The 13788-nt window shown below is 76.6% G+C and carries 12 protein-coding genes; 9 read left to right on the top strand and 3 right to left on the bottom strand.

Translation table 11 applies throughout. The features are described 5' to 3' along the window. Nucleotides 1–74: 74 nt before the first annotated feature. Nucleotides 75–1886 carry an ABC-F family ATP-binding cassette domain-containing protein gene (locus tag FN207_RS23125; protein ID WP_142460811.1) on the bottom strand — a complete coding sequence of 604 codons (1812 nt, stop codon included), beginning with the start codon at nt 1884–1886 and terminating at the stop codon, nt 75–77. A 188-nt stretch (nt 1887–2074) separates the two neighbouring features. On the opposite strand from FN207_RS23125, the gene FN207_RS23120 reads away from it, so the two are divergent. The 8 genes from FN207_RS23120 (at nt 2075) to FN207_RS23085 (ending at nt 10271) form a co-directional block, all read left to right on the top strand. After that, nucleotides 2075–2845 carry a hypothetical protein gene (locus FN207_RS23120; RefSeq protein ID WP_142460810.1) on the top strand — a complete coding sequence of 257 codons (771 nt, stop codon included), beginning with the start codon at nt 2075–2077 and terminating at the stop codon, nt 2843–2845. 160 nt (nt 2846–3005) lie between these two features. Next, nucleotides 3006–4511, top strand: a complete 1506-nt coding sequence (locus FN207_RS23115; protein ID WP_142460809.1) for a prealbumin-like fold domain-containing protein — start codon at nt 3006–3008, stop codon at nt 4509–4511. After that, the gene (locus FN207_RS23110) at nt 4508–5164 is read left to right on the top strand and encodes a hypothetical protein (protein ID WP_142460808.1); all 657 of its coding nucleotides are present in this window, start codon (nt 4508–4510) and stop codon (nt 5162–5164) included. The genes FN207_RS23115 and FN207_RS23110 overlap by 4 nt, the downstream gene beginning before the upstream one ends. A gap of 45 nt (nt 5165–5209) precedes the next feature. Then, the gene (locus tag FN207_RS23105) at nt 5210–6748 is read left to right on the top strand and encodes a Mur ligase family protein (RefSeq protein ID WP_142460807.1); all 1539 of its coding nucleotides are present in this window, start codon (nt 5210–5212) and stop codon (nt 6746–6748) included. Nucleotides 6749–6862: 114 nt separating this feature from the next. After that, nucleotides 6863–7858 (top strand): pirin family protein, encoded by a 996-nt coding sequence (locus tag FN207_RS23100; RefSeq protein ID WP_142460806.1) that lies wholly within the window; start codon nt 6863–6865, stop codon nt 7856–7858. An 82-nt stretch (nt 7859–7940) separates the two neighbouring features. Continuing rightward, nucleotides 7941–8852 carry a DUF5996 family protein gene (locus FN207_RS23095; protein ID WP_142460805.1) on the top strand — a complete coding sequence of 304 codons (912 nt, stop codon included), beginning with the start codon at nt 7941–7943 and terminating at the stop codon, nt 8850–8852. A 28-nt stretch (nt 8853–8880) separates the two neighbouring features. After that, nucleotides 8881–9852 carry a pirin family protein gene (locus FN207_RS23090; RefSeq protein ID WP_142460804.1) on the top strand — a complete coding sequence of 324 codons (972 nt, stop codon included), beginning with the start codon at nt 8881–8883 and terminating at the stop codon, nt 9850–9852. Beyond that, the gene (locus tag FN207_RS23085) at nt 9849–10271 is read left to right on the top strand and encodes a PPOX class F420-dependent oxidoreductase (protein WP_142460803.1); all 423 of its coding nucleotides are present in this window, start codon (nt 9849–9851) and stop codon (nt 10269–10271) included. The genes FN207_RS23090 and FN207_RS23085 overlap by 4 nt, the downstream gene beginning before the upstream one ends. Before the next feature lie 42 nt (nt 10272–10313). Here the strand turns inward: FN207_RS23085 and FN207_RS23080 are convergent, their stop codons facing one another. Together FN207_RS23080 and FN207_RS27405 are read right to left on the bottom strand one after the other, a co-directional pair. Further along, nucleotides 10314–11075: a VOC family protein gene (locus FN207_RS23080; protein ID WP_142460802.1), complete on the bottom strand. Its 762-nt coding sequence runs from the start codon at nt 11073–11075 to the stop codon at nt 10314–10316. Nucleotides 11076–11181: 106 nt separating this feature from the next. After that, complete coding sequence (locus FN207_RS27405) at nt 11182–13233, bottom strand: TPM domain-containing protein (RefSeq protein ID WP_142460801.1); 2052 nt, start codon at nt 13231–13233, stop codon at nt 11182–11184. Between the two features lie 99 nt (nt 13234–13332). On the opposite strand from FN207_RS27405, the gene FN207_RS23070 reads away from it, so the two are divergent. After that, nucleotides 13333–13692: a Rieske (2Fe-2S) protein gene (locus FN207_RS23070; protein WP_142460800.1), complete on the top strand. Its 360-nt coding sequence runs from the start codon at nt 13333–13335 to the stop codon at nt 13690–13692. Nucleotides 13693–13788 lie beyond the last annotated feature (96 nt).

The raw sequence follows: 13788 nt of genomic DNA, 5'->3' as shown, positions 1-13788 counted from the left end.
GCCCACCTGATCGTGCCGCGTCCTGGCTCACCGCCGACGGTGAGCCAGGACGCTCCACGGTGAGCCCGGCGGGATCAGGCCTCGGCGAGCTCCGCGGCGGCCAGCCAGTCGGACTCCACCTGGTCCTTCTCGGCCAGCAGGGTCCGCAGCCGGCCGTCGAGCTCCATGACCTTCGCGTGGTCGGTGGCCGCGGCCGCGAGCTCGGCGTGCAGCCGCTCCTCCTCGGCGGTGAGCTTCTCCAGCCGCCGCTCGAGCCGGGCGGCCTCCTTGCGGGCCGCGCGCACCTCGGCCGCCGAGGGACCCGAAGCGGCCGGTGCCGGGCTCGCCGCGACGGCGGGCCCCGGCGCCGAGGACAGCGCCGCACCGCCGCCGGCGCGGATGGACAGGTACTCCTCCACCCCGCCGGGCAGCGCGGCGATCGAGCCGTCACCCATCAGCGCGACCACCGAGTCGCACACCCGGTCGACGAAGTACCGGTCGTGGCTGACGACCAGCACGGTGCCGGGGAAGGAGTCGAGCAGGTCCTCGAGCTGGTTGAGCGTGTCGATGTCGAGGTCGTTGGTCGGCTCGTCGAGCAGCAGCACGTTGGGCTCGGCCATGAGCAGGCGCAGCAGTTGCAGGCGCCGCCGCTCGCCACCGGAGAGGTCGCCGACCGGCGTCCACTGCCGCGCCGGCGGGAAGCCGAAGCGCTCGGCCAGCGACGACGCCGAGATGTCCTGGCCGCCGATGCGGGCGATGCGCGCGACCTCCTGCACCGCCTCGAGCACCCGCAGCTTCGCGGGCAGCTCGGTGACGTGCTGGGACAGGTACGCCGGCGAGACGGTCCGCCCGCGCACCACCGTGCCGCGGTCGGGCTCGGTCTCGCCGACCAGCAGCCGCAGCAGCGAGGTCTTGCCGGCCCCGTTCACCCCGACGACGCCGATGCGGTCGCCCGGGCCGACGTGCCAGGTCAGGTCGCGGAACAGCGGCCGCGGACCGTCGTCGGAGGGGACCGCGTAGTCGACGTCCTCGACGTCGTAGACCGTCTTGCCGAGCCGGCGCGCGGCGAAGCCCTTGAGGGCCATCGTCTCGCGCGGCGGCGGCTCGTCGGCGATGAGCGCCTCGGCCGCCTCGATCCGGAAGCGCGGCTTGCTGGTGCGCGCCGGCGGGCCGCGGCGCAGCCACGCCAGCTCCTTGCGCACGAGGTTGAGCCGCCGCTCCTCGCTCACCGCGGCGATGCGGGCGCGCTCGGCGCGGGCCAGCGTGTAGGCCGCGTAGCCGCCCTCGTAGGCGTGCACCGACCCGTCGGAGACCTCCCAGGTCTGCGTGCAGACCTCGTCGAGGAACCACCGGTCGTGGGTGACGACGACGAGCGCGCCGACCCGGTCCTTGACGAAGTCGGCCAGCCACGCGACGCCCTCGACGTCGAGGTGGTTGGTCGGCTCGTCGAGCACCAGCAGGTCCAGCGGCCGGATGAGCTGCGCGGCCAGCGCCACCCGGCGCCGCTCGCCGCCGGACATCGGCGCCACCGGGCTGTCGAGGCCCAGCCGGTCGAGCTCCAGGCCGGAGAGCACGCTGCGGACGGCGGGGTCGGCGGCCCACTCGTGCTCGGCGGCGAACAGCGAGGACGGCAGCACGACGTCGCGGACGGTCGCCCCCGGCGGCAGCGTCCCGGACTGGTCGAGGACGCCGACGGCGAGGTCGCCGCGGCGGGTCACCCGCCCGGAGTCGACGTCCTCCCGGCCGGTGAGGACGCCGAGCAGCGTGGACTTCCCGCTGCCGTTGCGCCCGACCACGCCGATCCGCTCGCCGGCCGCGACGCCGAGCGAGACGTCGTCGAGCAGCACGGTCGTGCCGTGGGCCTTCGACACCCGCTCGAGGTTGAGCAGGTTCAGCGGCGCGCTCACCGCGGGATCCGGGTCATGGGGCCACCAGTATCCCCGGCCCCGCGGGCGCTCCGGGGGGCGGGCGCGGCAGCCGGCCGGGCGCCGCTTGCGGCGTCGCTAGTGGACCCCAAGGCACCCGCAAGCGGGGTCCGGAGAGTCAGCAGCAGCAACACCCCGGTCCCCCGGGGCGGACGAGCGGAGGAACTCCCATGAGCATGACCGCAGCGGCCCACGACGCGGCGATCCCGGCGATCCCGGCGCCGGCGACCCCCCACCTGCGGGCGGTGCCCCCGCTGCCCGAGCCCGCCCCGGAGACGACGGCGCTGTGGTGGGCGCGGCTGCTGCGCCGCGGCCCCGGCCCGGTCGAGTACTCGCTCGTGGCCGTCAACTCCGACCGCTTCCCCGACGGCACCCCGGTGGACATGACCGCCGTCGACGCCCGCGGCCGCCGCCCGGCCGGCTGGCAGGTCGACGTCCGGCACCGCGCCTCGGACAACCGGGTGGTCCGGATCGACGTCGCCGAGGAGCTGTCGGACACCTGCCCGCCGATGTGGTTCGCCGAGCTCACCCACGCCTCCAGCGCGGTGCCCGCGGCCTCGCTGCTGGCCTTCCGCGGCAACGCCTTCCGCCCCGGCACGGTCGTCCGCCCGCACGAGGTCGCCGCGGCCGGCGTGCGGATGACCGACCGGATCGCCGAGGTCCGCTGGTGGATCCGCTCGGGCCTCGTCGACGACGTCACCGTGGAGCCCGTGTACCGCGGCCGCGGGGTCGCCCGCACCCTGGTCACCGCCGCCGAGGGCCTGCGCTTCCTCCGCGGCTGGGCGCCGCTGCGCTCCGACGGCCGGCTCACCGACGCCGGCGCGGCGTGGCTGGAGTCCGCGCCTCCGGCGTGGCGGCCACGGCTGGCCGCGCGCAGCGAGGTGCTCCCCGACGCCGACGTCGAGGAGGAGCTGACCGGCGTGGCCCGGCTGCTCCGCTGACCCGTCCGTCCCTGCCGTCCCACCCGTCCCGCACCCGGCGGACGTCCTCGTTCCGTCTCCCGACACGCCGGGGCGGGCGGGTCCGGCCCCGGTCGAGCTACCCCACGATCTGCTGCGCCGCCGGTGCTGGACCGGCCAGTGACGACAGCAGGGACCCGAGATGACGCGCACCGCACTGGCACATGTCGCCAAGCCGAAGGGACGCGTCGCCGTCGCCACCCTCGGGCTGCTCACCGTCGCCGGGGCCTTCGCGCCCGCCGCGTCGGCCACGGACGAGGGCGCCGAGGAGACCGGCAGCCCGACTCCCAGCACCACGCCCGCGGCGCCCAGCACCACCGAGGCGCCGGTCCTCACCGAGTCGCCCACCCCGAGCGCGCCGTCGACGCTGCCCGAGATCCCGACGACCACCGCCCCGACCACCACGGCCACCGAGACCACCACGCCGCCGGCCCCTCCGACGGTCCCGGTGCCCACCGACGGCGCCCACTTCGGCCTGGGGAAGAACAGCGTCGACCTCGCCTGGGCGCAGGGCGACCACGCCGCCGGGCGGGAGGTCCTCGACCCCACCGGCGCGCAGGTCCAGGTCCGGTTCAGCGTGCTGCGGGGCAGCGTCCCGGCCCCGGCCGACGCAACGACCACCTGCACCTTCGCGACGAGGTCGGTGGCGATCCTCGGGGAGATCGCGCTCCCCACCACCGACTGCTGGTTCCCCGCGGGCAGCCCCGTCACCACGGACGTCTTCTCCGGCACCACTCTGCCGGCGGACTCCGCGTTCACGATGACCCTCGTCAGCCCGCCGACCGCCTCGGGCGCGCTGCTGCCCGGCCAGCACCCGTCGATCGCCGGCTACACGACGGCGTCGAGCACGGGCAGCACGACGTCGGCCTCCCTGCCGCTGCACAGCGCCTACCGGCCGGTCGGCGTGGCGGTCACGGGCAGCGGCCCGCTCGCCGGCGCCGCGTTCGCCCTGTGCCCCGTCCACGGGTCGGCCTGCACCGAGGACGAGCTGGTCCCGGCCACCACGGACGCGAGCGGCGTCGCCACCTTCGAGGGCCGTCAGCTGCCGGGCGACTACCCGGTCGTCCAGACCGCGGCCCCGGCCGGGTGGTCGTTCGATCCCGCTCCCCGCACGCTCACGGTCCCCCCCGCCACCACGGTGGCCGAGCGCGACACCCCCGTCCGGCTGCCCGTGGCCCGTCCCGGCAGCGCCCCGGTCGGCACGCCGTCGACCCCCGCGACGACCCCGGCCCCCCGCGCCGAGGCCGTGAGCACCTCGGTCGCCGCCGCGACGGTCGCCGCCGGCCGGCAGCAGACCGTCTCCATCGGCGGGTTCCGGCCCGGCGAGCTGGTCCGCGGCACCCTGCACTCGACGCCGGTCGACCTGGGCACCGTCCGGGCCGACGCCGCCGGCGTGGCCACCTTCACCTTCACCGTGCCCGCGGGCCTCGAGGCCGGCGCGCACACGGTGAGCATGACCGGCCTGACCAGCGGCGTGACCGCCGAGGTGCCCTTCACGGTGACGGCCGCGCCCGCGTCGTCCTCCGCCCGGCAGGGCGACCTGGCCTCCACCGGCGCGGACGTGGTCCCGCTGATCGGCATCGGCGGCGTGCTCGTCGCGGCCGGCGGCGCGGCCGTCGTCGTCTCCCGGCGCCGGCGCACGGCGTGAGCGACCCGGGCGTCTGGTACGCGCGCCACACCGCCCCCGACGGCGCGGCGGTCCTGGTGGGGGTGCTGGGCACGCAGTTCCCGGCCGACGCCGTCGTCGAGCTGCCCTGGCCGCCGGCCCATCCGGAGGGCTGGCAGGGCGAGGCGCACGTGCCGGCGCCCGGCCTGCCGCCGAGCCGGGTCACCCTCGCCCCCGACGTCGCGCCCGGGGCGCCGCACCTGTGGACGGTGCTGCTCCCGGCCGGCGACGGCGACCAGGTCGACCTCGTCACCTTCTCGACCCGCGACTTCGGCGACGGCGCGGTCGTCGGTCGGGCCGACTTCGAGGCGCTGGGCATCGCGTGGTCCAACCAGGTGGGGGCGCTGCGCTGGTCGCCGTCGACCGGCGTGGTCGCGCAGCTCTACGTGGCGCCGCGGTTCCGGCGCCTGGGGGTCGCGGTCAAGCTGTTCTGCCTGGCCGCGGGGATCCGGGCGGTCCTGGGCTGGGCGCCGCTGACCACCGACGGGCGGTTCACCGACCTCGGGGAGGCCTGGCTGCGCGGGACCCCCGCGTACTGGCAGCGCCCGGTGCGCAGGGCGTGGCTGCCGCCGATGACCCCGCCCGGGGACACGGTCGGGGTGCCGGAGCGCAACCTGGTGCCCGACCCCGCCTGAGCGCTCGACCTGCGATTAGATGGCGCCCCGCCTATCGTCCGTCTGGTGCGCCTCCCCCCGGTGACCTGGTCGGACGTCGAGCGCCGGGCGGGGACCGTCCCCGGGGGGCCGGTCACCCGGCTCGGGGGCGACGACGGCCTGACCGTGCGGGGCCTGGTCACCGACTCCCGCCGGGTGGGGCCCGGGTCGCTGTTCGCCTGCGTCCGCGGGGCCGCCAGCGACGGGCACCGCTTCGCCGCGGCCGCCGCGCGTGCCGGTGCCGCGGCCCTGCTGGTCGACCGCCCGGTCGACGTCGGCCTGCCGCAGCTGCACGTCCCCTCGGTGCGCGCGCAGCTCGGCCCGCTCGGCGCGCTCCTGGCCGGTGACCCGGCCCGGCGGCTGCGCCTGGCCGGGGTCACCGGCAGCAACGGCAAGACGACGACCAGCACGCTGCTGCGCGGGGTGCTCGACGCCGCCGGCACCCGCGCCGGCGTGGTCGGCACGCTCGGCGCCCAGGTGGGCACCCGCTCGCGGGGGACGTCGCTGACCACGCCCGAGGCCCCGGAGCTGCACGAGCTGCTGGCCTGGATGGTCGAGGCCGGGGCGCAGCGGGCCGTGGTCGAGGCCTCCTCGATCGCCCTCGACATGGGCCGCATCGACGGGCTGACCTTCGACGTCGCGGTGTTCACCGGCTTCGAGGAGGACCACCTCGACCACCACGGGACCATCGAGCACTACTGGGCCAGCAAGGCGCGGCTGTTCGAGCGGGACCGGACGACGGCCGGCGTCGTCGTCGTCGACGACCCGTGGGGCCGGCGGCTGGCCGACCAGGCGCCGGTGCCGGTGACGCGGGTGGGCTCGGCCGAGGACGCCGACGTCCGGGTGCTCGGCTGGCGCACCGGCGCCGGCGGCACCGAGGTGCTGCTGGCCGACGACACCGGCGGGCACCGCCTGCACAGCCCGCTGGTGGGCCGGGTGCACGTTCCCAACCTGGCCGCCGCGTGGGCGGCCGGCCGGGTGCTCGGGGTCCCGGCGACGACGATCGCCGACGGCCTGGCCACGGTCGCCCCGCCGCGGGGCCGCAACACCGTGCTCGGGGGCGACGGGCGGCCGACCGTCGTCGTGGACTACGCGCACACCCCCCGCGCGCTGGCCGCGGCCATCGCCACCGCCTCCGACCTGTGCGGGCCCGGCGGGCGGGTGCACCTGGTGCTCGGCGCCCGCGGCCGGCGGGACCGCTACAAGCGGCAGGGCCTGGGCGAGTCCGCCCGCGCCGCCGACGTCGTGTGGCTGACCAACGAGGGCAGCCACGGGGAGGACCCGGCGGCGATCATGGCGGAGCTGCGGGTCGGCCTGCTGGGCGCGGCCGCGTCGGTGCGCACGGTCCCCGACCGCCGGGCGGCGATCCTGGCCGCGGTGCGTGCCGCCGGCCCCGCCGACGTCGCCCTGGTCGTCGGCCGCGGCCACGAGACCCGGATGCTCGACACCACCGACCCGCGCGACGCCGTCCACCTCGACGACGCCGAGGTGGCCAACACCGCGCTCATCGCCGAGCACGGCCTGCCGGTCGCCGCCGACGACGACCTGGCCGAGCAGGCCTCCTGACCCGCTGGGCGGCAGAAATGGCCATTTCTGCCGCCCGGGGTCGAACGGGAACAGGACGGGCTCCCGCGGTGCTACGGTCACCACTGGTTGAGAGCTCAACAAGGGAGGCCGGCCATGCCCGCCGTCACCGTCGAGGACACCACCGCGCTGGCCCGTGTGCCGCTGCCGGCGCCCGGGACCGTCCGCCGCCGCACCCGCTCGGTCACCACCGCGCCCTCGGGCTTCGAGGGCGAGGGCTTCCCGGTCCGCCGCGCCTTCGCCGGCGTCGACCTGCGCGACCTCGACCCGTTCCTGCACATGGACCAGATGGGCGAGGTCGAGTACGCGCCCGGTGAGCCCAAGGGCACCTCGTGGCACCCGCACCGGGGCTTCGAGACCGTCACCTACATCATCGACGGCACGTTCCAGCACGCCGACTCCCACGGTGGCGGCGGCACGATCAGCGACGGCGACACGCAGTGGATGACCGCCGGCGGCGGCGTGCTGCACATCGAGCGGCCGCCGGAGCACCTGGTGGTCAGCGGCGGGCTCTTCCACGGCCTGCAGCTGTGGGTCAACCTGCCGCAGGCGCAGAAGTGGGTGCCGCCGCGCTACCAGGACCTGCGCGCCGACCGCTCGGTGCTGCTGGCCAGCCCCGACGCCGGGGCGTTCCTCCGCGTGATCGCCGGCGACGTCGCCGGGCACCGCGGTCCGGGCTCGACCTACACGCCGATGGCGATGGTGCACGCCACCGTCTCCCCCGGTGCGACGCTCGACCTGCCGTGGGACCCGTCGTTCAACGCGCTGGTCTACGTCCTCTCCGGCGCCGGCTCGGTCGGCATCGACGGCGCGCCGGTGCGCACCGGGCAACTGGCGGTCCTCGGCCCCGGCGACACCGTGACGGTGCGCGGCGCGGTGCGCCAGGAGTCGCGGACGCCGGCCCTCGACGTCGTCGTCCTCGGCGGCCTCCCGATCCGTGAGCCGATCGCCATGTACGGGCCGTTCGTCATGAACACCCGGCAGGAGGTGCTCGACGCCTTCACCGACTTCCAGGCCGGGCGGCTGGGCAGCATCCCCGCCGCGTACGGCGACACCCCGCACGGCGCGGTGCGCGGCGAGACCGGACAGTGAGCGCGACCCCCGGCGGTGGCTTCCGCGCCGCCGCCGGGGGTTGCATGCTGACCGCGACCGGATCCGCGACGGAGGAGCTCCCGTGTCCGTCTTCCCGCCCATCCCGCTGGCCGAGTGGGCCGACACGAAGGACACGCTGCACCGGTTCGTCCAGATCGTGGGCAAGGTGCGGCTGGCCAACGCACCGGCGCGCAACCACTGGTGGCACGTCCCGATGCACCTCACCGGCCGCGGGCTGACCACCCGGCCGATGGGCCTGGACCCCGTCTTCGCCGTCGACCTCGACCTCGTCGACCACCGGCTCGAGATCGCCGTGGCCGACGGCCGGCGGGCGTCGTTCCCGCTGCCCGGGCTGAGCGTGGCGGCCTTCCACCGGCAGCTGCTCGGCACCCTGGCCTCACTCGGCCTGCCGGACACCCTCGAGGTGCCCGTCCCGTTCGACCTGCCCGACCGCACGCCCTTCGCCGAGGACGAGCACCACGCCGCCTACGACCGCGCCTGGGTCACCCGCTACTGGGTGGTCCTGGGGCAGGTGGCGCAGGTGCTCGAGGAGTTCGCCGGGCGCAGCTACGCCAAGACCAGCCCGGTGCACCACTTCTGGCACACCTTCGACCTGGCCGTCACCCGCTTCTCCGATCGCCGGGTGTCGCAGCCGGACACCGTCGACCCGATCACCCGCGAGGCCTACTCGCACGAGGTGATCAGCGCCGGCTTCTGGTTCGGGGACGACACCGTCCCTGAACCGGCCTTCTACTCCTACACCGCCCCCGAACCGCCGGGGCTGACCGAGGAGCCGCTGCGCCCGGCCGCGGCCCGCTGGGTCGACAGCCGCGGTGCCCACCTGGCGCTGCTCACCTACGAGGACGCCCGGACCGCGGCGGACCCGCGGGCCACCGTCCTGGACTTCCTGGAGAGCGCGTACGCCGCCGGTGCCCGCCGTGCCGGTTGGGACCTCGACGCGCTGCGCAGCCCGACCGCTCCCGAGTCCCGATGACACGACCCACCGTCCGGAGGCCTGCGCCATGAGCACCGACGACCGCCGCCCGTCCGCCCGGGAGATCGGCGGCCTCGACGACACGGCCGCCGGCCCCGCGCTCGACCTGCTGCCGGCCAAGGAGGTGACGCTGGGCGAGGGGACGCAGGTCCGACGGCTGCTGCCGACCCTCGGCCGCCGGATGGTCGGCGCCTGGGCGTTCGTGGACCACTACGGTCCCGACGACGTCGCCGCGACGTCCGGGATGCAGGTGACGCCGCATCCGCACACCGGGTTGCAGACGGTCTCCTGGCTGCTGCAGGGCAGCGTGCACCACCGCGACTCCCTCGGCAGCGACGTCACCTTCGGCCCCGGCCAGCTCGCGCTGATGACCGCCGGGCACGGGATCTCGCACTCCGAGCAGTCGCCGGTGCCGCACCCGCGGTTCCTGCACGGCGCGCAGCTCTGGGTGGCCCTGCCCGACGCCGCGCGCGACACCGCGCCGGCCTTCGAGCACCACACGACCCTGCCCGGCTTCAGCTCCGACGGGCTCACCGCGACGGTGCTGATGGGCGGGTTCGGCGGCGCGGTCTCGCCGGGGACCGCGCACACGCCGATCGTCGGCGTCGACCTCGACCTGGCCGCCGGGGCCGACGTCGAGGTGCCACTGGAGCCGGACTTCGAGCACGCGCTGCTCGGTGCCTCGGGCGGGGCCGACGTCGAGGGCGCGCCGCTGGCCCACGGGGCGATGGTCTACCTGGGGACCGGCCGCCGGTCGGTGCGGATCCGGACCGAGGCGCCCACGAAGCTGCTGCTGCTCGGCGGTGAGCCGTTCGAGGAGCGGCTGGTCATGTGGTGGAACTTCGTCGGCCGCTCCGGTGAGGAGGTCACCGAGTACGCCGAGCGGTGGAACGACGGCGACGCGCGGTTCGGCGTCGTCGCGGGCTTCTCCGAGGACCAGCGGCAGCTCGCGCCGGCGCTGCCGCCGGTGCCGCTCAAGGCGCGCGGGCGGGTCCGGTGAACGAGCGTCACCTCGCCTTCGTCGCCGAGCACCGCTTCGGCGTGCTGACCACCCTCAAGCGCGACGGCCGGCCGCAGCTGTCCAACGTCGGCTACGCCTACGACCCGCAGCAGCGGCTGTTCCGCGTCTCGGTGACCGCCGACCGGGCCAAGACCCGCAACCTGCAGCGCGACCCCCGGGTCACCCTGCACGTGGCGTCGCGCGACTTCTGGTCGTGGGTGGCCGTGGAGGGCACCGCCGCGCTCACCCCGGTCGCCGCCGACCCGCACGACGCCACGGTCGAGGAGCTCGTCACGTACTACCGGGGCGTCTCCGGCGAGCACGAGGACTGGGACGACTACCGCAGGGCGATGGTGGCCGACCGGCGGCTGGTCGTCCGGTTCACCCCCGAGCACACCTACGGCGAGGTCCGGGCCTGAGCCGGGCCGGCGCGCCCCGTCCGCGCCGGCCCGGCTCCCGGCTCAGGCCGCGGGAAGCTCCTGCATGACCGAGAAGCCGGCGCCCCACGGGTCGGCGACGACGGCGAAGCGGCCGAACTCGGTGTTCTCCGGCGCCATCGTGACCTTGCCGCCCGCGGCCTCGACCGCGGCCACCGCGTCGTCGGTGGAGGCGACGGAGAAGCAGGTCGACCAGCCCTTGGGCGCGCCGGGGACGATCCCGCCGAGACCGCCGAGGGGGCGCTCGCCGGTGGCGAAGGTGGCGTAGCCGCCCATGCCGTCGAGCTCGTCGAAGCGGAAGCCGAACACCGCGGCGTAGAACGCCTGCGCGGCGGCGGGGTCGTCGACGGCGGCCTCGTTCCAGGCCAGCGACCCCGGCTCGTTGTGGATCTCCACGCCGGTGTGCGTGCCGGCCTGCCACAGGCCGAACCCGTTCCCCTGCGGGTCCAGGGCGATGACCATCGTGCCCATCGGCCCGACCTCCATCGGCTCGACGACGACGGTGCCGCCGGCCGCGCGGATGCGCTCGCAGGTGGCCGCGGCGTCGCTCGCGGCGAAGTACGTCGTCCAGGCCGGGGAGTCGCCCGGGTTGGTCAGCGGGCCGAGACCGGCGGCCTGGCGCCCGTCCTTGAGCGCGTTGACGTAGCCGCCGTACTCGGGTGAGTCCTCCGTCCAGTCCCAGCCGAGCAGCGAGCCGTAGAAGGACTTCGCCGCCGCGGGGTCGGCGGCGCCGTAGTCGATCCAGCAGGGCGTGCCGTCGGGCCAGGGGGTGTTCCGGGTGGGCATGGCTCCTCCTCGGGTGTCGGGGAGGGCACCGTCCCACCGCGGGCCGACAGTTCCCAGCCCTCCGCGGGACGGGCCGTGCACTTCCGCGGATGTGCACCCGAACGGGTTAGAAGCGACCGCCGCCGGACCGGCCGCGGCTGCGCGAGCCGCCGAAGCTGCTCCCGCGCGGTCGCCCGCCACCACCGCCACCGAACCCGCCGCCGAGACCGCCCCCGAGACCACCGCCGCCGTAGCCGGCGCCGCGGCCCCCGCCGAAGCCGCCGGCCAGGATGCCGCCGAGCACCAGGCTGCCCAGGTCGACGCCGCCGCGCCCACCCCCGTAGCCGCCGCCGTACCCGCCGCCGCCGTACCCGCCCCCGCCGTACCCGCCCCCGTAGCCGGACGACCAGGTCGCGACGTCGGACTGCGCCAGCTGCAGCGCCGACTGGGCGAGCTGGTCGGCCAGCTGCGCCTCGCGCAGTGCGCTCTCCGGGTCGGTGCGCCCGACACCGACCGCGGTGTCGAGGTGGCGCTGCGCCTCGGCGAGCCGGGTGCGCGCCTCCGGGCCGACGGCGCCGCGGCGGGTGGCGACGAAGTCGGCCGCGGCGGCCACCGCCGACCGGGCGCGCAGCAGCGTCTGGTCCAGCGCCGACGCCGCCCGGCGGGCCCGGGTCTGCGCGTCCCGGGCGACGCCGAGCGCCTGCTCGAGCGCCAGGTCGGCCTCCTCCAGGCGGCGCAGCGCGGTGAGCGGGTCGGGCAGCGCACCGCCCTGCGGGGCCATCGACTCCTCGGCGGCGCGCAGGCCGGCCTCGGCCCGGGCGATCTGCGGCCGCAGTCCCGCGGAGTCACCGGAGGCGACCAGCGCACGGGCCTCGGCCAGGTCCTCCTCGGTCTCGGCGCGGACGCCGGGCACCCGGGCGGCGGCCTCCTCGAGGTCGCGCTCCAGCCGGCCGACGGCGTCGAGCAGCGTGCCGACCTGCGCCACCGCGTCCTCGGCGGCGCGCAGGTCGCCCACCGCCTCGCCGGAGCGGCCGCCCTCGAGCGCGGCGCGGGCCTCGGCGGCCTCCTGCTCGGCGGCGGCCAGCCGCGCGCGGGCCTGCCCGACGTTGTCGGCCACCGGCGCCAGCGCGGACGCCGCGTAGCGCCGCTGCAGCCGGGCCAGCCGCTCCTCGTCCTGCGGCAGCCGCCCGTGCAGCGCGGTGATCCGCGGCCCGAGCGCCTCCAGCACCTGCGGCGCGGTGCGCTCCAGGTCGCGCAGCTGGTCGAAGGCCTGGGCCTGCTCGTCGAGGCGGGCGTCGGCGGCCGAGGTCAGCTGCAGCATCTCGGCCAGCATCGCCCGCCGGGTCGGCTCGTCCTCCGGGACCTCGTCGTCGAGCTGCTGGCGCAGCGTGAACGCGCGGGTGAGCTCCTGCCGGGACTGCGCCAGCGCCTCGGCGAACCCCGCGACGGCGGCCTCGCCGTACTGCAGGCGGGCGAAGTCGAGGTCGAGCTGGGAGGTCTTCACCGCCTCGTCGAGGTCGAGCAGCGCCGCGCTGGCCCGGCCCTGCAGCTCCTCGGTGGGGACGCCCGCGTTCGGGTCGGGCCGCTCGAGGCGGGTCGTCGTCGGCGCCGTCCCCGCCCGGCGGCGCCGCGACCGGGACACCAGGTAGGCGCCGCCGCCGACGACGGCGATCCCGCCGACCACCGCCGCGGTCAGCGCGCCCGACCCCGAGCCCGAGGACGACGCGCCGCCCACCCCCTCGGCGAAGGCCACCGCGGCGCCGGCCCAGTCGTCGGCGCCGAGCTGCGGCTCGACGTCGCGCGCGGTGAAGTCCTCGATCTCGGCGTCCGTCTGCGGGAACGCGTCGTCGACCCAGTAGCCGTAGCGCCGGTCGTCCACCGCGACGGCGAAGAGGACGTCGGTGCTGCCCAGTCCCGAGGCCTCGGCGGTGGCCTGGGCCCACTGGCCCTGCGGGACGCCGTCGAAGGAGCTGACGTAGACGACGAAGACCTGGGTGCCGTCGTCGGCCTGCCGGTCGTCGACGGCCTGCTGCACCTCGGCGAGGTCCCCGGAGCCGAGGACACCGGCGCGGTCGGTGACCTCCTCGGGGACGTCGAACGGCGGCTCGGCCAGCGCCGGGGCCCCGCCGGCGAGCAGGACCGCCGCCGCGACCGCGAGGACCCCCATCAGCCGGCGCACGCGACCGACCCTAGGCGGACCGCCGCGGAGCGGCCGGGTAGGACGGGCGCAACCGGGTAGGGCCCGGTCAGACCAGATCCGGCCCGAGGAGGACCACCCGTGAGCGAGACCGACCGCATCCCCGCCGCCCAGCTGCCCCCCGGGACGGTGGGCCGGGCCGGGAGGTGGGCCGTCGGCAACCGCGACGGCGAGTACTTCGCCGTCTCCCGCCGCTGCCGCCACCAGCTGGCCGACCTCTCCGAGGGCACCCTCGACGCCGACGGCTGCCTGGTCTGCCCCTGGCACCAGGCCCGCTACGACGTCCGCACCGGCGACATGGTCGAGGGCCCGCGTGGCTTCCTCGGCTACCACGGGCCGACCCCGGGCTACACCCAGCTCGTCCGCGGCTACGCCAAGGTCCTGCGGCTGCGGGTCAAGCGCGCCCTGCGCCGCGGGGACGACGTCGTCGTCGAGGCCTAGGTGTACTGACCGGGCAGGTTGGTCAAGCGGCTGATGGGTGGGTGGCCGCCGATGCCGGTGTGGGGCCGATGGTGGTTGTAGGCGTGTAGCCAAGCA

This window comes from Geodermatophilus aquaeductus, assembly GCF_900182545.1.
Taxonomy (GTDB): domain Bacteria; phylum Actinomycetota; class Actinomycetes; order Mycobacteriales; family Geodermatophilaceae; genus Geodermatophilus; species Geodermatophilus aquaeductus.
Note: the sequence above shows the minus strand (reverse complement) of the source record. Positions and strands in the feature narration are given on the sequence as shown.